Origin of the sequence: Thalassolituus sp. UBA6592, assembly GCF_002433655.1 — a bacterium.
In the GTDB taxonomy this organism is placed as follows: Bacteria; Pseudomonadota; Gammaproteobacteria; order Pseudomonadales; family Oceanobacteraceae; genus Venatoribacter.
This window is the reverse complement of sequence record NZ_DJIO01000176.1, coordinates 1-17,836: the sequence shown is the minus strand read 5'-3', so window position 1 is coordinate 17,836 and position 17,836 is coordinate 1. Positions and strand designations below refer to the sequence as shown.

Annotated in this window: 18 protein-coding genes; 11 read left to right on the top strand and 7 right to left on the bottom strand. The window is 53.0% G+C overall.

Annotation, left to right across the window (positions count from 1 at the left end; translation table 11 throughout):
• Positions 1-38: 38 nt before the first annotated feature.
• From B2Z72_RS17695 to B2Z72_RS17660, 8 genes are all read left to right on the top strand, one after another.
• Positions 39-1,013 carry an alpha/beta fold hydrolase gene (locus tag B2Z72_RS17695; RefSeq protein WP_296985575.1) on the top strand — a complete coding sequence of 325 codons (975 nt, stop codon included), beginning with the start codon at positions 39-41 and terminating at the stop codon, positions 1,011-1,013.
• 329 nt (positions 1,014-1,342) lie between these two features.
• Complete coding sequence (locus B2Z72_RS17690) at positions 1,343-2,119, top strand: ABC transporter ATP-binding protein (protein WP_296985573.1); 777 nt, start codon at positions 1,343-1,345, stop codon at positions 2,117-2,119.
• 60 nt (positions 2,120-2,179) lie between these two features.
• On the top strand, positions 2,180-2,929 hold the full coding sequence (locus tag B2Z72_RS17685; RefSeq protein ID WP_296985570.1) for an ABC transporter substrate-binding protein: 750 nt from the start codon (positions 2,180-2,182) through the stop codon (positions 2,927-2,929).
• Between the two features lie 78 nt (positions 2,930-3,007).
• On the top strand, positions 3,008-3,700 hold the full coding sequence (locus tag B2Z72_RS17680) for an ABC transporter permease (RefSeq protein WP_296985618.1): 693 nt from the start codon (positions 3,008-3,010) through the stop codon (positions 3,698-3,700).
• A gap of 1 nt (position 3,701) precedes the next feature.
• A complete protein-coding gene (locus B2Z72_RS17675; RefSeq protein WP_296985568.1) occupies positions 3,702-4,403 on the top strand; it encodes an ABC transporter permease in 702 nt (233 codons plus the stop codon).
• A gap of 86 nt (positions 4,404-4,489) precedes the next feature.
• Complete coding sequence (locus B2Z72_RS17670) at positions 4,490-5,866, top strand: class II fumarate hydratase (protein WP_296985567.1); 1,377 nt, start codon at positions 4,490-4,492, stop codon at positions 5,864-5,866.
• A 62-nt stretch (positions 5,867-5,928) separates the two neighbouring features.
• Entirely contained in the window at positions 5,929-6,264 is a 336-nt protein-coding gene (locus tag B2Z72_RS17665; RefSeq protein ID WP_296985565.1) for a hypothetical protein, read from the top strand.
• A 175-nt stretch (positions 6,265-6,439) separates the two neighbouring features.
• Positions 6,440-6,781: a hypothetical protein gene (locus B2Z72_RS17660; RefSeq protein ID WP_296985564.1), complete on the top strand. Its 342-nt coding sequence runs from the start codon at positions 6,440-6,442 to the stop codon at positions 6,779-6,781.
• Between the two features lie 73 nt (positions 6,782-6,854).
• Here B2Z72_RS17660 and B2Z72_RS17655 read toward each other — a convergent pair whose 3' ends face one another.
• The 6 genes from B2Z72_RS17655 to B2Z72_RS17630 form a co-directional block, all read right to left on the bottom strand.
• The gene (locus B2Z72_RS17655; protein ID WP_296985563.1) at positions 6,855-9,605 is read right to left on the bottom strand and encodes a CHASE domain-containing protein; all 2,751 of its coding nucleotides are present in this window, start codon (positions 9,603-9,605) and stop codon (positions 6,855-6,857) included.
• Positions 9,606-9,729: 124 nt separating this feature from the next.
• Entirely contained in the window at positions 9,730-10,131 is a 402-nt protein-coding gene (locus B2Z72_RS17650) for a hypothetical protein (RefSeq protein WP_296985561.1), read from the bottom strand.
• Between the two features lie 106 nt (positions 10,132-10,237).
• Positions 10,238-10,711, bottom strand: a complete 474-nt coding sequence (gene ybaK / locus B2Z72_RS17645; protein ID WP_296985560.1) for a Cys-tRNA(Pro) deacylase — start codon at positions 10,709-10,711, stop codon at positions 10,238-10,240.
• Positions 10,708-11,022: a DUF1653 domain-containing protein gene (locus tag B2Z72_RS17640; protein ID WP_296985558.1), complete on the bottom strand. Its 315-nt coding sequence runs from the start codon at positions 11,020-11,022 to the stop codon at positions 10,708-10,710. The genes ybaK and B2Z72_RS17640 overlap by 4 nt, the downstream gene beginning before the upstream one ends.
• A gap of 3 nt (positions 11,023-11,025) precedes the next feature.
• Entirely contained in the window at positions 11,026-11,721 is a 696-nt protein-coding gene (locus B2Z72_RS17635; protein WP_296985556.1) for an SIMPL domain-containing protein, read from the bottom strand.
• A gap of 87 nt (positions 11,722-11,808) precedes the next feature.
• Positions 11,809-12,099 carry a DUF1244 domain-containing protein gene (locus tag B2Z72_RS17630; RefSeq protein WP_296985554.1) on the bottom strand — a complete coding sequence of 97 codons (291 nt, stop codon included), beginning with the start codon at positions 12,097-12,099 and terminating at the stop codon, positions 11,809-11,811.
• A 147-nt stretch (positions 12,100-12,246) separates the two neighbouring features.
• Here B2Z72_RS17630 and B2Z72_RS17625 point away from each other — a divergent pair, with 147 nt between their 5' ends.
• Positions 12,247-13,275 (top strand): glyceraldehyde 3-phosphate dehydrogenase NAD-binding domain-containing protein, encoded by a 1,029-nt coding sequence (locus B2Z72_RS17625; protein ID WP_296985552.1) that lies wholly within the window; start codon positions 12,247-12,249, stop codon positions 13,273-13,275.
• 13 nt (positions 13,276-13,288) lie between these two features.
• Here the strand turns inward: B2Z72_RS17625 and B2Z72_RS17620 are convergent, their stop codons facing one another.
• On the bottom strand, positions 13,289-15,046 hold the full coding sequence (locus B2Z72_RS17620) for an ABC transporter transmembrane domain-containing protein (protein ID WP_296985550.1): 1,758 nt from the start codon (positions 15,044-15,046) through the stop codon (positions 13,289-13,291).
• A 281-nt stretch (positions 15,047-15,327) separates the two neighbouring features.
• On the opposite strand from B2Z72_RS17620, the gene B2Z72_RS17615 reads away from it, so the two are divergent.
• Both B2Z72_RS17615 and fba read left to right on the top strand, forming a co-directional pair.
• Positions 15,328-16,491 carry a phosphoglycerate kinase gene (locus B2Z72_RS17615; RefSeq protein WP_296985547.1) on the top strand — a complete coding sequence of 388 codons (1,164 nt, stop codon included), beginning with the start codon at positions 15,328-15,330 and terminating at the stop codon, positions 16,489-16,491.
• 183 nt (positions 16,492-16,674) lie between these two features.
• Positions 16,675-17,739, top strand: a complete 1,065-nt coding sequence (gene fba / locus B2Z72_RS17610; protein ID WP_296985545.1) for a class II fructose-bisphosphate aldolase — start codon at positions 16,675-16,677, stop codon at positions 17,737-17,739.
• Positions 17,740-17,836 lie beyond the last annotated feature (97 nt).

The window sequence follows — 17,836 nt, the reverse complement described above, 5'->3', positions numbered from 1 at the left end:
AGTTAAAAAATAATAATTAAAAATAAGAACAGGAAATTATGAAAAAAATACTACTGATTTTACTCCTGATGGTATTCACTTTTCTGCTGGGGGTTGCCCGTGGCCAATATTCGCCACTTGGCCACTGGCTGTATAAAAACGCCACAGATCTGGAAGCATCCTTCTACGGACTTGAGCAGAAGACCATAAGGCTTAACGGTGAAAATCCGGTGCCCGGACCCGATGCACTGGTGGTCTATCATCACGAAAACCCGGGTAAGCCTGCTATCGTTATGCTGCACGGCTACAGCGCCGATAAAGATGTCTGGCCACGTTTTGCCAAACATTTTACCGACGATTACGAAGTGATTATTCCCGATATGGCAGGGCATGGTGACACTGGCTTTGCTGCTGACTGGGATTACACCATGCCAGCTCAGGCGGAACGCTTAAGCCGCTTACTGCAGACGTTAAATGTCGCTCAGGCACATATTATCGGCAACTCCATGGGCGGCTTTCTGACGGCCATGTTCGCCATCCGTTATCCGCAACAGACGCTGTCCGCTACTATGGTTGATCCTGCAGGTATTGAAAGCTATCCGCAGAACAGCGTTATGGAAAACATGGTGAACGCTGGTCACAACCCGTTCTTTATTTACGATCAGCAGGGGTTCAGCGATTTTTACGCCATGACCATGGAATATCCGCCGTTTTTGCCTGATATCGTGCTGAATGCCATTGGCGAAGACTATATTCGCCGGCGTTCTCAGCTGGAGGTTATTTTTGATCAGTTTTATGGCGTGGATTTTCTTGATGATCAGTTTCCTGCGCTGACCGCACCTGCCATGCTGTGGTGGGGCAGTGAAGATCAGCTGCTGCATGTCAGTGGTGTGCAGGTGTGGCAACAGCATTTACCGCAGCTCGAAGTGCATATATTTGACGGTGTTGGTCATATGCCAATGCTGGAAGTCTCCGCCGCCAGTGCTGATATTTACCATTCTTTCCTTAAACGCCTGGCAGCAGGCAATGATTGATGTCTGAGCTGTGTGCTTTCTGACCAGAAAAGTCCGAATAAAGCTTCGTTTCCTGATTGCACAAATACTGTGCAGTCAGTGTTTTTGCCGCCCTGAAGGCTGACATTACGTACCTCAGAAACAGTAATAGCCTGTGCCTGTGCAGGTATTCATGCTATTGGGTATCATGGTGTGAAAAATGCTAAGCAAACGGATGGCGCTGTCTCTGTGGTGGACATAACTGGCACCAACAGCCATGAACTTGAGCTCTGTGCTTGACACCAGAGCCAGTCTGACGAAGATAGGCGCCTGTCAGAATTCTGCATTCATCTATTCAAAACGTAGCGGCAATGAACAATAAAGATACGGCCCTGGAGCTGATAAATATTCACAAATCCTTCGGCAACCTGGAAGTTCTGAAGGGTGTTAATCTCAGCGCCGCACGGGGTGAAGTGATCTCGATTCTGGGCTCCAGTGGCTCAGGCAAAAGTACGCTGCTGCGTTGTATCAATCTGCTGGAACGGCCGAGCAAGGGTGAAATCATCATTGCTAATGAGCCAATGAAGCTGAAAGTGAACAAAGAAGGCGAGCTGCAGGCGGCGGATAAACGCCAGCTGGAACGTCTGCGTTCACGTCTGGGATTTGTATTTCAGCAGTTTAATCTGTGGCCACACAAAACCATTCTGCAGAACCTTATCGAAGCGCCGGTGCACGTACTTGGTATTCCTAAGGAAGTGGCGGTGGACAAAGCCCGGGAACTGCTGAAAAAAGTCGGCCTGGCGGATAAAGAAGGCGCCTATCCGGCACATCTGTCCGGTGGTCAGCAGCAGCGTGTGGCGATTGCCCGTACGCTGGCCATGGACCCGAACGTTCTGTTATTTGATGAACCTACATCAGCGCTTGACCCCGAGCTGGTCAACGAAGTGCTGGCGGTTATGCGCGATCTGGCGCATGAAGGCCGTACCATGCTGATCGTTACCCACGAAATGCGCTTTGCCCGGGATGTATCCGACAGCGTGGTATTTCTGCATCAGGGACAGGTAGAAGAGCAGGGGACACCGGAAAAGGTATTCGGTGATCCGGATTCACCCAGGGTGCGTGATTTTATGGCCAGCCATACGAAGTAAATCAACAGCAGCCCTTTTAAAAAACGTAAGAAAAATCCAACGACAATCTGAGGGAATATTATGCGTAAACTGATTGCAACTCTGTGCGTGGCAGTAAGCTGTGCAACGGCACCGTTTGCTCTGGCCGGTGATAAAATCCGTATTGCGACAGAAGGTGCTTATGCGCCGTTCAATATGGTCAGCTCCAGTGGTGAACTGATTGGTTTTGACGTGGATATCGCCAAAGCCCTGTGCGCAGAAATGAAAGCAGACTGTGAAATTGTTGCCCAGGACTGGGACGGTATTATTCCGGCTCTGCTGGCGCGTAAATACGATGCCATCATCGCCTCTATGTCGATTACCGAAGACCGTCTGAAAGTCGTCGACTTTTCCAATAAGTACTACTCCAACGTGCTGGCATTTGTTGGCCCTGCCGGTAAAACCATGGATACCAGCAAAGCGGGTCTGAAAGGTCTGGTGCTGGGCGCACAGCGTTCAACCATTGCTGGTCAGACACTGGAAGATAACTACGGTGATGTGGTCGACGTTAAACTGTACGACACTCAGGATAACGCCTATCTGGATCTGGCTGCAGGTCGTATTGATGGCATTCTGTCCGACAAATTCCCTGCATACGACTGGCTGCAGACTGAGGACGGTGCCAAGTTTGAATTCAAAGGCGAAGACCTGGATATCGATGACGAAATCGGTATTGCCATCCGTAAGGGCGACAAACTGAAAGAGAAACTGAATAAAGCTCTGGATGCGATTGTTGCCAACGGCACCTACAAGGAAATTAACGCTAAGTATTTCCCGTTCGATATCTATTAATTGCTAAGTTTTATCCGTGAGAAGCAGCAGGCAGGTGGTCAGAATGACTGACAAGGTAACAGAAGGAATCATTTCTTGATGGATCTTCAGGGTTTTGGTCATCTGCTGCTCAGCGGCACCTGGATTACCGTTAAGCTCGCTCTGGCGAGTCTGGCGGTGGGGCTGGTTATTGGCCTGTTGGGTGCCAGTGCACGACTGTCTTCGTCGGCGGTGTTGCGTACGCTGGCGACGACTTACACCACATTAGTCCGCGGTTTGCCGGAACTGCTGCTGGTGTTAACCATTTATTTTGGAGGTTCGCAGCTGCTGATGTGGCTGTTCGGACTGTTTGGCTACGACGAATACATCGAAGTCAGCGGTTTTGCTGCCGGTGTTGGCGCGCTGGCCATTGCTTTTGGTGCTTATTCTACCGAAGTTTTCCGTATGGCCATGCTGGAAGTTCCGCAGGGCCAGTGGGAATCGGCACAAGCCTTTGGTATGCGCCGCAGTCAGATTTTCTTCCGTATTATTCTGCCGCAGGTCTGGCGTCATGCACTGCCGGGTCTTGGTAACCTGTTTCAGGTACTGCTGAAAGACACAGCTCTGGTTTCTGTTGTCGGCCTTAACGAGCTGATGCGACAGGCCGGTGTTGGTGCTACCACGACTAAGCAACCTTTTGATTTTTATTTTGCAGCGGCAGTTATGTACCTGCTGCTTACTCTGGTGGCGACGCTGCTGACCCTGTGGCTGGAGCGCTGGAGTAAACCGGAACAACGAGTGAAGCGGGCCTGATATGAACTGGAACTGGGAAGTTATCTGGGAATATTTCCCGCGTCTGCTGCAGGGCGCGCTGACCACACTCGAACTGGTGTTTATCTCTGGCGTTGCCGGTCTGCTGCTGGCGGTGCCTCTGGCATTGATGCGTTCTTCGCCCAGACTTTATCTGCGCTGGCCGGCGTTTGCTTATATTTTCTTTTTCCGTGGCACTCCGCTGTTGGTGCAGATATTCCTGATTTATTACGGTGCTTCACAGTTTGACGCTGTGAAAAATTCTTTCGCCTGGCCAGTGCTGCGCGAAGCCTACTGGTGCGCCATCATTGCCTTTACCCTGAACACCGCCGCCTATACCGGTGAGCTGGTGCGTGGTGCCATTCAGTCGGTGCCGAAAGGCGAGATGGAAGTAGCGCGGGCGCTGGGTATGAGCCGGTTTATGCAGATCCGCCGCATTCTGTTGCCACGGGCCTTCGGCATTGTGTTGCCGGCTTACAGTAATGAAGTGCTGCTGATGCTGAAGAGCAGTGCGCTGGCATCCACCATTACTCTGCTCGATATTACCGGCATGGCACGCACCATCATTGCCCGTACCTATACGCCGCTGGAAATATTCACTGCGGCGGGCATGATCTATCTGATAATTGCTGCCATCCTGCTCGGTCTGTTCCGTATGTGGGAGCGCTATCTCAACCGCTACAAATACATTTCCCGCGAAGGTTGAACGCACTGTTACCAACGCGGTAAAACCATTCTGCCTTTGTTCTGTCTGACTTCCTGAGCACGTTATTCAACGACGAGGAGGTCAGCATGAGCAATTTCCGTACAGAGAAAGACAGCATGGGGGAACTTCAGGTACCTGAAGATGCCCTCTACGGCGCCCAGACTCAGCGTGCAATCAATAATTTTCCGGTCAGTGGTCAGACACTGCCCCCCGCCTTTATCCGTGCACTGCTGATTATTAAAGCCGCTGCAGCCAAAGCGAACCGGGAACTGGAAGTGGTTCCGTCAGATATCGGTGTGGCCATTGAACAGAGCGCGCTGAAGCTGCTCGACGATAGCGATTTTATGCAGCATTTTCCGGTGGATGTTTATCAGACCGGCTCCGGCACCAGCTCCAATATGAACGCCAACGAAGTGCTGGCGCATCTGGCTTCTGAGCGCAGTGGCAAAGCGGTCAGCCCTAACGATCACGTCAATGCCGGACAAAGCAGTAACGATACCATTCCGTCCGCCATCCACCTCAGTGCTTCACTGTTGCTGGCGGAAGAGCTGCTGCCGGCGCTGGAACATCTGGCGCAGGTTATCGGTGATAAAGGCGAGAGCCTGAAAGACGTGGTGAAAACCGGCCGTACCCACCTGATGGATGCCATGCCACTGCGCATGGATCAGGCCCTGAGCGGCTGGCAGACCCAGATACTGCAGAATATTCACGCGCTCAAACAGATTCAGCCGGCGATTCAGTCACTGGCACAGGGCGGTACCGCGGTCGGCACCGGGGTGAATGCGCATCCGCAGTTTGTGGAACTGTTTCTGCGTGAACTGTCATCCATGACCGGGCTGCAGCTGACCAAAGCGGAGAACTATTTCGCCCACATGAGCAGCCAGGATATTGCCGTCTCGCTATCCGGGCAGTTAAAAACCACCGCGGTATCATTGATGAAAATCGCCAACGATCTGCGCTGGATGAACTCAGGCCCGTTAGCCGGTCTGGGCGAAATCGAGCTGCAGGCACTACAGCCAGGTTCTTCCATTATGCCGGGCAAGGTTAACCCTGTGATTCCGGAATCCGCTGCCATGGTGGCTGCCGAAGTGATCGGCAACGATGCCACCATTACCATTGCCGGTCAGGCAGGTAATTTCGAGCTGAATGTGATGTTGCCTGTGGTGGCGAAAAATCTGTGCGAAAGCCTGCAGTTGCTGGCTAACGTTTCCCGCCTGCTGGCAGACAAAGCCATCGCGCCCTTCACGGTAAATCAGGATCATCTGAACGAATCGCTGGGGCGCAACCCTATTCTGGTTACCGCGCTGAATCCCGTGATCGGCTACCTGAAAGCCGCAGCCATTGCCAAACAGGCGTACAAAGAGAAACGCCCGGTGATCGACATTGCACTGGAGCAAACAGACCTCAGCCGTGCTGAACTGGAAGAGCTGCTCGACCCCCGTAAGCTGGCAGGTCCGGCCTGAACTGCATTAACTGAGAATCCGGCTAAAATAAGATAAAGGTTTGTCTTTTAGCCGGAGGTGTTATGCACGCAGTAAGAGTACTGGCAACGGCCTTGCTGGTCTTCTTCATCAGTGGATGTGATAAAGGTCTGCAGGGGGATGTCAGAGATCTGGGTGAGGCGATTGAGCACTGTCGTCAGTACAGTAAAAAGGTATTGATCAGTGATGTTGTGATCAGTGTGGATCAGCTGTCTACCCGCGAACAGGGGAACGTTTACAAAGTGTTCCTCAATCTGGATAACCAGAAACAGCACGGTTACGCCAGTTGTGAAGTGGATATGAGCGGCCTGATCGTCAGTTATTCAGCCCCCGGGTTCAATAAAAATACCGGTGCCTTCAGTCAGTTCAGTAACAACTGAAGTATCCGTCTGACGGCGGGTGTTTTTGTGTAAATTCAGGCCAGTTACACAGCAATACACACAACTGTTTACAAAAGACACATCATGGATGATGGCTGTTACTCAGCTCAGGCAGAGGATGGTATACACTTTCCTAAATGCAAAAGCGTACCTGAGTACAGCAAGGAGAGGAGTCATGGAGTGTCGACGCGTCGGACTGGCGGCTGTTTTTCTGTGCGCCAGTGGCTGCTCAACCAATGAAGGCTATCCATCCCAGGCCAGTCATGGCGTCCGCAATCTCGGTGACACAATCAATCATTGCCGCAATTACACCGAATACCATGTGGAAGGTTCACCGGTTATCAGTCTTGATTCCCTGTCTACCCGCCGCGAAGAGCGCTACTACGAAGTGTTCCTGAATCTGAATACCAAAGAAGACAGCGGCTGGGCTCATTGTCGTATCACCATGGCCGGTGATATCCGGGTCCACCGGATACATAACTTTGGCCGTGAAGGAAATTTCTTTGGTCTGTTCTGACTAAGCGCTGTGTTGCGCTGAACATCTGCGGCGGAATACGCTGCTATTCATTGCCCGGTTATTCATTGTCCGGTTATTCATTGGCGAGTGCCGCCTGAATTTTCAGCAGAATATCCATGGCATCCACCGGCTTGGCGATATGGTACTGCATGCCGGCCTCACGACAGGCTTTTACATCGGATTCCATGGCATTGGCGGTCATAGCCACAACTGGCAGTTGTGTGCAGCCTGGTAGCGCGTGAATCTGACGGGTCGCTTCAAAGCCATCCATCACCGGCATCTGCAGGTCCATCAGAACGATATCCGCTTTTAACCCGGACTTTATTTTATCGACGGCTTCCAGGCCGTTATTGGCAATCACCACTTCAGCCCCCATCTGACTGAGCAGTTCCTGCGCCAGAATCTGGTTGAGTAATACGTCTTCGGCCAGCAGACAACACACGCCTTTGAGTGGGAAGATACTGTCACTGCCCTGACTGGCATCTGTATCGGTATTCTCTTCGTCTTCACGCCACACCAGCGTATCGTTGCCACAGGCAACCACACGTATCAGGGCAGTAAAACAGCTGCCTTTGCCCGGAGTACTTTCGATTTTAATATCACCGTCCATCAGCAGTGCCAGTTCGCGGCTGATACTCAAACCCAGTCCGGTACCGCCAAAGCGGCGGCTGGTTGAGCTGTCCGCCTGACGGAAGGCATCAAACAGATAGGCAATCTGATTGGCTTCGATACCAATACCGGTATCGGTTACCGAAATTTTCAGCTGTTTATAATCAGGCAGATACTGCAGGTGCAGGCTGACACTGCCTTTTTCCGTAAATTTAAACGCATTGCTGAGCAGGTTCAGCATAATCTGTTCGAGACGCAGCTCATCGCTGATGATACTGGCAGGCACGTTATTATCGGTGCTGATGCGGAAATCCAGTTGCTTTTCGTGGGCCTGAAGGTCAAACAGTGCATGCATTTTGCGCAGCAGACGCACCAGTGGAAATTCTTCCCGGTCTATTTCCAGCTGGCCAGCTTCAATTTTGGCGTAATCCAGCGATTCATTAATCAGCGCCAGTAAGGTCGTTGATGCCATATGGGATTTATTCAGGTAGTCACGCTGCTTGCTGCTCATCTCTGTTTTCAGACAGAGATTAATAAAGCCGATAATGGCGTTCATCGGGGTACGCAGCTCGTGGCTCATATTGGCAAGGAAGCGCGACTTGGCTTCGTTAGCAGCGTTGGCCTTTTCCATCGCATCACGCAGTTCGCGGGTCTTCAGTTTCACCTGACGGCTGACATGCTCGACGGTACCGGTAATCAACAGAATAAATACCTGAAAAAGGGCGGTCAGCAAAAAGCCTGTGGTGATAATCGCCCAGCTGCTCCAGTCCTTGCTGTAGCCCTGCTCATACATATTGGCGTACAGCTCGATATCGTAATTACGCGAGCCAAACTCAGAAAAATAGGTATAGGTTTCATACCTGGGATTGATCTGTTCTGCGGAATCAAACAGCAGTTCTCTGTCGCCAAATGCGTCGCGGTCATAGATGCGGATTGAAACACCATTCCAGCGGAATTCAGACAGTACATCTTTCAGCATATCGCCGATGCGGATCACGCCACTGGCATAACCGATAAAGGCTTCTGCATTTTCTTCGTACTTATACACCGGCATATAGAGAATGGTGGCTTTCTGATTCTCTTTTTCCTGCGCCAGAATAATCGGAGCAGTGGCAACCGGTTGTTTAAGAATTCTGGCCTGCATCAGTGCATCACGACGCGATACGTTGGCGGCGAGGTTTAGGCCAAGTGCACGTTTGTTGGGTTCGTAGGGGTAGATATAGACTACCGGAAAGTATTCTTTCTGTTTTTTTGCCGGAATCAATGAGCCGTTGCCGGTCAGTTCGGTCATACGAAAGCCCGGGTATTCCCGCTGCATTGATTGCTCAAAAGATTCGCGCTCGTCATGAGCAATAACCGGTGTCCAGCCTATACCGTAAAGCGTCGCATCCGAGCCACGGATGACGTGTGAAAAACGTTCAAACTCACTCCGGCTGACATTCGCTGAGGCGTTGAATAAAGCACCGTAAGACACCAGTTTCTTTTCTGCCAGGCGAAAGGTCTCACTGATTTTCTGGCCGGTGCGCTCGGCGGCTTTATCGAACTCATTCTGCATCTTCTCGCGGTAATAGGCGGTAGATGCCACGAAAGCAAAGGTAACCAGAGAGAACAGAATAATGGTGGGCACAGCGACCTGCATTCTGCGCCGCAGCGGCAATCCCTGCTGGAACAGAATGACGATCAGCGGCGCGAATAAAAATATCCCGATGGCATCACCGACCCACCAGGTGATCCAGCTGAAAGGCAGGGCGCTGCTGTTAATAAAGCCGGCGGCAAACAGGGTAAGCGTCCCGATCGAGCTGTTGATCAGTGGCGTCAACAGGGCAACCACCAGAGCAAAATAGGCGATGGCTCTTGGCGAGTTGGGGATGTCTTCCCCGGTGTACTGTTTATCAATGCGGCGCAGCATCAAAAAGCCGGCCATGGCCTGTGCAGCAGCACCAGCACCAATGACCATTGGTGGTATCGCTGACTGCAGGCTGAATTCAGAGAACCAGTGTGTGGATACCGTCAGATTGGCCAGACAGGAACCGGTCAGAATGCCGAGTAAAACGGAACGTTTGCCATTGTTGAGGTGCAGCAGTGCCAGTGCGACACCGGCGGCAGGCCAGACGGCGGACGCAAACCCTGGAGGAATAGCCAGCTGCAGTCCGCCCATGGCTGCGGCAAAGTACGCAGCAGCGGCAACAAAATACAGGGGGATAAACTGAGGCATTCCGGCTCCTCTGGACTGGCTGAATACCCGGCGTTTACAGGACAGCGGGCAGTAATAAGTCAGTATAGACAGGGAACTGATTTATGCCGGTACTTCGGTCATAAATCGCCGGATTAATCCGGCGCTACAGACTGTAGCGCTGGTGGCAATGTGCGATACCGGAAACAATCGGGTAGTTCTGGCACTCTTCTGTGCTGCAGCGGAACTGGTCCAGTCGTGCTTCTATCGGCAGCAGGACTTCCGGTTCGCCCAGATAACCGGCCGGACACAGTTCTTTGGCACGGCGATGCCAGTGTTGTTTGAACGCTGTGATAGTTTCGTCATAGTTGAGGACAAACGCCATACGGCCGAGCTGACGCACTTCAATCACATAAGTGCCGGGCGCGATCTGCTCATCCAGATAGCCGTTACGGGCATCACCGAGATCACCACTGACCGGCTGATAAGGAACAGGGCTGCAGCCACTGAGCAGCAGGGCAGCGACTACGGATGACAACAGCAGAGAGGGAACTGAAAAGCGTTTCATTAACAGGAATATGGCTGACAATTTTCAATCCCGCATTCTGCACAGCCCCCGGCGGCGCGTCTATATCTGAATCACACTGTTTCTTCAGCCTGTGACGGATTTAGCGTCAGGCAATGATGTTGCTGAAACTTGCCCGGGTCAGGGTCGCCAGATCCGCAGGCGCCAGCGCGATTTCCAGACCACGGCGGCCAGCACTGACGTGCAGCCGTGTCAGCCCTTCGGCACTGGCATCAATAACGGTGGGTAATGCCTTTTTTTGCCCCAGTGGACTGATGCCACCGACCACGTAGCCGGTGGTTTTTTCCGCCAGCTTCGGATCTGCCATTTCGGCCTTTTTCGCGCCAACGGCTTTGGCAATCGCTTTCAGACTGAGCTTGTGCGACACCGGCAGGACGGCGACAGCGAGGTTGCTTTTGTGACCGCTGAGGCTGACCAACAGGGTTTTGAATACCTGATCCGGATTCAGTCCCAATACCTGAGCAGCTTCTTCGCCATAGGATTCCGCCGCCGGGTCGTGGTCATATTCGAGCACCTCAAAGGCGATTTTTGCTTTCTTCGCCGCATTGATGGCCGGTGTCACAGCGGGTCCTCCGGCGCTACGCGCAGCACAGGCTGCTGTGCTTCAGTCGCTTCCAGCAGGCGGAAACGAGGCTGACGCTGGCCATCCACATCGGCCTCATCGGTAAACATGGAGTAAGGGCGCACCCAGCTGGAGTAATCGCCGTACAGGGTTTTGTAGAGTACCAGGTACTCTTCGGTTTCACTGTGGCGCACCACGCCCATAACCTGATAATCATTGCCTTTGTAGTGGCGGTAGATCCCCGGTGTGATGGCTGGTGCTGCGGTTGTTTCAGCGGTGGCTTCAGTAGTGGTTTCAGTGTTTTGGGTCATTCGTTACTTTTCGTCCAGTTCAAATCGCACCTGCACTGAGGCAGAGACGGTTTCTTTCTGCAGCAGCATAGGGGCGGGCGCTGAGCCTTTGGCTTCGGCCACGGCATTCATGCGCATCAGCTGCGGGCGGATACTGCCCTGTTCAACAATGTGCATCACGCCATCGAGTTTGTTATCCAGCGTTTCAGCCATAAAGGTGGCTTTATCGCGGGCGTTCAACAGTGCAGCTTTGGTGGCCTGCTGCTGTAGTTTCTGTGGGTCATCGAAACCGGTCGAGGTGTTGTTGATGCTGAGGTTTTTGATCGCAAACAGCTTCTGCGCCAGCTCGGTATAGTCAGCGGTATCGCGCAGGGTAATGATCAGATTGCGGCTGACCTGTTCACCACGATAAATACGGCTGTCTTTCTGCCACTCCCAGCGTGGCTGGCGGGTGATGCGGTCGGCACGGATATCCTCTTCGGCGATATCAAAACCGCCTGCTACTGCCAATGCCTGGTTCATGCTTTGATCGACCATGGCTTTGGCGGTTTCTGCATCTTCATCAATGGCACTGACCAGCATATTGATCTGCAGATAGTCAGGCCAGGCTTCAGCTTCACCGTATCCGGTTACTTCAATGTATTCTTCGTACGCAGCTGCTTTGGCTGCCATCAGTGGCAGAGTGATTAGCAGAGCGCTGGTTAACAGTGGGCGGATCATCCTGTTTCTCCGGTATTGCTTAGTGAGTGTGAAGCTATGACCTCAGCACCTTCCTCAGGTTCGCGCTCAGTTTCTCGCGTCGGGTTCTTACTTTTGCTTCGCGTTAAACGCTTCAAGCTGTTCCGCTGTGGCTTCCAACTGGAATTTCTCTTTCCACTCGGAATACGGCATGCCGTAGACTTTCTCGCGGGCCTGTTCGTAATCCAGTTCCACGCCTTCTTTTTCCGCGGCTGTGACCATCCATTTGGCCAGACAGTTACGGCAGAAATCCGCCAGAATCATCAGCTCAATGTTCTGTACTTCTTTGTGCTCGTCCAGGTGTTGCAGCAGGCGGCGGAAGACAGCGGCTTCGATATTGGTCTGTTGTTGTTCGTTCATGGTGATCTTTCTCCGAAGAATCCGGTTTATAGTCATTCAATAGCGCGCAACAGAGTGTATAGGATAAGGCTTTGGCCGTCAGTGGCATCCGGCTCTGGATTGCGGGACAATACGTTCTTTGTATTTTTGCATAGTGGTCAGAAGTGTATGCCAGAGTCATCCCAGCCTGTTCGTGTTGCCATCAATGGTTTTGGCCGTATTGGCCGCTGTGTGCTGCGCGCGCTGTATGAAAATGGCTACCGCGAACAGCTGCAGGTAGTGGCGGTCAATGAGCTGGCGGACATCGAAACCATCAGTTACATGCTGCGCTACGACAGTACTCACGGGCGCTTCCCCGGCACGGTAGAAGTGGTGGATGAGCGCCATCTGCTGGTCAATGGGGACCGCATCTGTGTGCGCCACGAAGCAGACAGTGCCCGTCATGACTGGGCCGCACTGAATGTCGATCTGGTGCTGGAATGCAGCGGTCAGATCAAAACCCGCAGCGAGTGTGAGTCCCATCTGAGTGGTGGCGCCAGCAAGGTGCTGATCTCCAACCCGGCGGACAGCGAAGTCGATAACACCATTATTTACGGCCTCAATCATCACACCCTGAGTCCGGAGCAGACCATCGTTTCCAACGGTTCCTGTTCCACCAATTGTCTGCTGCCGTTACTGACTCTGCTGAATAAAGAATTTGGTATCGAAGCCGGGGTGACAACCACCATTCACTCCGCCATGAACGATCAGCCGGTGATCGACGCCTATCATTCTGATCTGCGCCGTACCCGCTCGGCGGTGCAGAGCATTATTCCGGTGGATACCAGCCTGCCGCTGGGCATCGCCCGTTTGATGCCGGAGCTGGCGGGTAAAATTGAAAGCCTGCATGTGCGCGTACCGACCATTAACGTCTCGGCGCTGGATATCAGTCTGCAATTAAAAAGCGCGACCGATGCCGCAGCGGTTAACGCTCTGATTCAGCGTGCCGCATCATCTGAGCTGCAGGGCATTCTGGGAATTACCGGTGAAGCCCACGCCTCCATCGACTTCAATCACGACCCGCGCTCTGGTGTGGTAGACGCCACTCAGACCCGCGTCAGCGGCGGGCAGTTATTAAAAATGCTGGTGTGGTTTGATAACGAATGGGGTTTTGCCAACCGTATGCTGGATACGGCGCGGGCGATGATCCGACTCTGAATTCTTTTAACGCTCAGCTATTAAACTGCAACTCCGCCAGTTGTTTATACAGCGGCGATGACTGCAGCAATTCTTCATGGGTGCCCACGGCGGCAATCGCGCCATGATCCATCACCACAATGCGGTCGACGTTTTTAATGGTGGCCAGGCGGTGGGCAATTACGAAGGTGGTGCGGTCCTTCATTAATTCATCCAGTGCCTGCTGCACCAGATGTTCGCTCTGGGCATCCAGTGCGCTGGTGGCTTCATCCAATAACAGAATTTTCGGTTCACGCAGAATGGCGCGGGCAATGGCTAAACGCTGTTTCTGTCCGCCGGACAGTTTTACTCCCTGTTCACCTAAGTAAGACTGATACTGATCCGGCAACTGGCGGATAAATTCATCGGCGTAGGCGGCACGGGCTGCAGCAACGATCTGCTCTTCGCTGGCATCCGGGCGCCCGTATCTGAGGTTATCCAGCACATTGGCGCTGAATAAAACCGGCTGCTGTGGCACCAGGGCAAACTGGCTGCGCAGTTGCTGCAGATTCCACTCAGGCAACGCTTTGCCTTCCAGCAGAATCTGTCCCTGCTGAGGATCACGGAAGCGTAACAGTAAATCGAACAGGGTGGATTTACCTGCACCGGAGGGGCCCACGAGAGCAATACGTTCACCGCGTTTTACATCCAGATTCAGGCCGCTGAGTGCCTGTCTGTCAGGGCGGGAAGGGTAGTGATAACTCACTTCACGCAGGGCGATTAATGGTTCTGCTGCCGGTTTTGTTGCTTGTGTGTCAGGGGTCGCAGAATCCACATCATGGCCGGAGTTTGCGGCTGAGGTGATATCCGATTTCGCCGCCATTAACTCGCGGATGCGTTCGGCGGCACCGGCGGCGCGCTGGACTTCGCCGTACACTTCGGTAACGGCGGCGAGCGAGCCTGCGACCATAATGGCGTAAAACACAAAGGCGGCTAAATCGCCGCCGGATAATTCTCCGGCAATCACGTCACGGCCGCCGATGTAGAGCATGCCGGCCACTGAGCCCATCACCAGAATCATTACCAGCGCGATCATAAAAGCCCGCTGGCGGATACGCAGCAGTGCCACGCTGAAGGCTCCTTCGGCGGCCTGACTGAATTGCTGATTAACGATGTCTTCGCGGGTAAAGGCCTGCACCACTTTAATATGCTGCAGACTTTCTCCGGCCCAGGCGCCAACGCTGGCGACTTTATCCTGGCTGGCGCGCGACAGCTTCTTCACTTTGCGGCCAAAGAAAATCATCGGAAACACAATCAGCGGCACGGCGATCAGTACGATCAGGCTGAGTTTAAAGTTGGTAATAAACATCAGCACAATACCGCCAATAAAGGTCAGCGAGTTGCGCAGGGCGAAGGAGAAGGATGATCCGATCACCGTCTGCAGCAAGGTGGTATCTGTGGTGATGCGGCTCTGAATCTCGCCGGACAGATTATCTTCAAAGAAGGAAGGCGGCAGGCTGATCAGATGGCGATACAGCTGCTGGCGGATATCGGCGACCACCCGCTCGCCCAGCCAGGACACCATATAAAAGCGCAGGTAAGCGCCCACTGACACGGCAACCACCATAAAACCGAAGAAGCCCAGCGCCTGACCTAAGCCTTCCACCGAACCCGCGGCAAAACCATTATCCACCATCAGACGCACGCCCTGCCCCAGACTCAGTGTCAGCGCAGCGGTGGTAATCAGCGCCAGAATGGCGATGGTAAGGCGGGTTTTGTAAGGACGGACAAATTGCCAGAGCCAGTTCAGCATAACGTCATCTCAGAAAGTCAGGCCTGCAGGCTAACGGCTGAGCAGGTTATCCACAAGTCACAGCGAATTAACAGATTGTTGATAAAAACGGCACTCCGGGGTTGGTGAGTGCTTGTTTGTCTCTTTATGAGGGCTAATGCCTGCGGTGAAACACAATGGTCATACTGCTATAATCGCGCGCTGATTTTTCCGGCAGGTGCCCGCTCAACGCGTATCGATGCCTGCCTATGACTTATAAACCTGATCTGCCTGTCACCCGGGCGCGACACAGAGGAAGAAACATGTCTGTTTTAAAAATGACTGACCTGGACCTGAAAGGTAAACGGGTTCTGATCCGCGAAGACCTGAACGTACCGGTGAAAGACGGCAAAGTGACGTCTGACGTGCGTATCCGTGCTTCTCTGCCAACCATTCAGCATGCGCTGGAAGCCGGGGCCAAAGTCATCGTCATGTCTCACCTGGGTCGTCCGACCGAAGGCGAATACGCCGATGAATTCTCCATGCAGCCAGTGGCTGATCATCTGGCAGGTCTGTTGGGCCGTGATGTAAACGTAGTCAAAGACTTCCGTGCCGGTGTCGAACTGGCCGACGGCGAGCTGGCGCTGCTGGAAAACGTGCGCTTTAACAAAGGCGAAAAGAAAGACGAAGACGAGCTGTCCAAAGCCTACGCTGAGCTGTGCGATATTTTCGTCATGGACGCCTTCGGTACTGCGCACCGCGCACAGGCGTCTACTCATGGCGTGGCAAAATTTGCGACCGTTGCCTGTGCAGGCCCGCTGTTAGCGGCAGAACTGGATGCACTGGGCAAGGCACTGGACAAACCAGCCCGTCCGCTGGTGGCTATCGTCGGTGGTTCCAAAGTGTCTACCAAGCTGGAAGTGCTGGAAAGCCTGTCTGATATCTGTGATCAGATCATCGTCGGTGGCGGTATTGCTAACACTTTCCTGGCGGCTGCCGGCAAGCCTGTTGGTAAGTCTCTGTATGAAGAAGACCTGATTCCTGCTGCGAAAAAGCTGATGGAAAAAGTGTCCATTCCGGTACCAACTGACGTTGTCTGCGGTAAAGAATTCTCTGAAAGCGCAGTTGCCACGCTGAAGAGCGCGGATGAAGTAGACGCTGACGATATGATCTTCGACATCGGTCCGGATTCCGCCAAAGCGCTGGCTGAACAGCTGAAAGAAGCCAAAACCATCATCTGGAACGGTCCGGTGGGTGTGTTCGAATTCGATCAGTTCGGTGAAGGCACCAAAGCCCTGTCGCTGGCCATTGCAGAATCCGATGCCTTCTCCATTGCGGGCGGTGGTGACACTCTGGCAGCTGTGGATAAGTACGAAATCGCCGAACAGGTGTCTTACATTTCCACCGGCGGTGGTGCATTCCTTGAGTTCGTCGAAGGCAAAACTCTGCCGGCTGTGGCGATTCTCGAGCAGCGCGCGAAGTCATAACAGACGCTGCGCTGGGTCTGCGGCTGCGTCGCGAGAAACAGTCCGGGACTCAAAGCCTGATGAAACCCCGCGTAATGCGGGGTTTTTTATTGCTGCGAATCTGCACAGTCTGCAGGTTTATATCGCGCCGGATAGCCGTTAGAATACGACTCAGTTTCAACCATCTTTCAGGGTATACACAACATGGCATTAATCAGCATGCGTCAGATGCTGGATCACGCCGCCGAATTCGGCTACGGCGTTCCTGCGTTCAACGTTAATAACCTCGAGCAGATGCGCGCGATCATGGAAGCAGCGGACAAAACCGACTCTCCGGTGATTGTTCAGGCTTCTGCCGGCGCCCGCAAATACGCTGGTGCGCCTTTCCTGCGTCACCTGATTCTGGCGGCTGTTGAAGAATTCCCGCACATCCCTGTGTGTATGCACCAGGACCACGGTACTTCACCGGCGGTATGTCAGCGTTCTATCCAGCTGGGCTTCAGCTCAGTGATGATGGACGGCTCACTGGGTGAAGACGGTAAAACTCCGGCTTCCTACGAGTACAACGTCGATGTGACCAAACGCACTGTGGATATGGCTCACGCCTGTGGTGTTTCCGTAGAAGGTGAACTGGGTTGTCTGGGTTCTCTGGAAACCGGACAGGCGGGTGAAGAAGACGGTATTGGTGCAGAAGGCACTCTGTCTCACGATCAGATGTTGACCGATCCGGAAGAAGCGGCTGACTTTGTTAAGAAAACCGGCGTTGATGCGCTGGCGATTGCCTGTGGTACTTCCCACGGTGCTTACAAATTTACCCGTCCGCCTACAGGCGACATTCTGGCCATCGACCGTATCAAAGAGATCCACAAGCGTATCCCGGATACTCATCTGGTAATGCACGGTTCTTCTTCTGTGCCACAGGAATGGCTGGCCATCATCAACGAATTTGGTGGTGAGATTCCGGAAACTTACGGTGTGCCGGTTGAGCAGATCGTTGAAGGTATTAAATACGGCGTACGTAAAGTGAACATCGACACCGACCTGCGTCTGGCATCTACCGGTGCTATCCGTCGCTTTATGGCGCAGAACCCGGCTGAGTTCGATCCGCGTAAATACTTCAAAGAATCCGTAAAAGCGATGAGCGATATCTGTATCGCCCGTTACGAAGCCTTTGGTACTGCCGGTAATGCTTCAAAAATCAAAGCAGACTCTCTGGATGTAATGTTTGAACGTTACGCCAGCGGTGCGCTTGATCCGAAAGTAAGCTGATAACAGACAGCGGATTTACCTTCTTAATCCGCTGATTTTCTGCTGTTATAAACAATGAAAAAACCCGCCATGTGCGCAATGCTGTTCACTTAAGCGG

Coding starts and splice junctions, on each gene's coding strand:
- B2Z72_RS17650 (WP_296985561.1), bottom strand. CDS start 10,131: ATGAAACGCTTTTCAGTTCCCTCTCTGCTGTTGTCATCCGTAGTCGCT.
- B2Z72_RS17695 (WP_296985575.1), top strand. CDS start 39: ATGAAAAAAATACTACTGATTTTACTCCTGATGGTATTCACTTTTCTG.
- B2Z72_RS17680 (WP_296985618.1), top strand. CDS start 3,008: ATGGATCTTCAGGGTTTTGGTCATCTGCTGCTCAGCGGCACCTGGATT.
- B2Z72_RS17685 (WP_296985570.1), top strand. CDS start 2,180: ATGCGTAAACTGATTGCAACTCTGTGCGTGGCAGTAAGCTGTGCAACG.
- B2Z72_RS17690 (WP_296985573.1), top strand. CDS start 1,343: ATGAACAATAAAGATACGGCCCTGGAGCTGATAAATATTCACAAATCC.
- B2Z72_RS17635 (WP_296985556.1), bottom strand. CDS start 11,721: ATGATCCGCCCACTGTTAACCAGCGCTCTGCTAATCACTCTGCCACTG.
- B2Z72_RS17640 (WP_296985558.1), bottom strand. CDS start 11,022: ATGACCCAAAACACTGAAACCACTACTGAAGCCACCGCTGAAACAACC.
- B2Z72_RS17665 (WP_296985565.1), top strand. CDS start 5,929: ATGCACGCAGTAAGAGTACTGGCAACGGCCTTGCTGGTCTTCTTCATC.
- B2Z72_RS17625 (WP_296985552.1), top strand. CDS start 12,247: ATGCCAGAGTCATCCCAGCCTGTTCGTGTTGCCATCAATGGTTTTGGC.
- B2Z72_RS17630 (WP_296985554.1), bottom strand. CDS start 12,099: ATGAACGAACAACAACAGACCAATATCGAAGCCGCTGTCTTCCGCCGC.
- B2Z72_RS17675 (WP_296985568.1), top strand. CDS start 3,702: ATGAACTGGAACTGGGAAGTTATCTGGGAATATTTCCCGCGTCTGCTG.
- B2Z72_RS17655 (WP_296985563.1), bottom strand. CDS start 9,605: ATGCCTCAGTTTATCCCCCTGTATTTTGTTGCCGCTGCTGCGTACTTT.
- B2Z72_RS17615 (WP_296985547.1), top strand. CDS start 15,328: ATGTCTGTTTTAAAAATGACTGACCTGGACCTGAAAGGTAAACGGGTT.
- B2Z72_RS17620 (WP_296985550.1), bottom strand. CDS start 15,046: ATGCTGAACTGGCTCTGGCAATTTGTCCGTCCTTACAAAACCCGCCTT.
- fba (WP_296985545.1), top strand. CDS start 16,675: ATGGCATTAATCAGCATGCGTCAGATGCTGGATCACGCCGCCGAATTC.
- B2Z72_RS17670 (WP_296985567.1), top strand. CDS start 4,490: ATGAGCAATTTCCGTACAGAGAAAGACAGCATGGGGGAACTTCAGGTA.
- B2Z72_RS17660 (WP_296985564.1), top strand. CDS start 6,440: ATGGAGTGTCGACGCGTCGGACTGGCGGCTGTTTTTCTGTGCGCCAGT.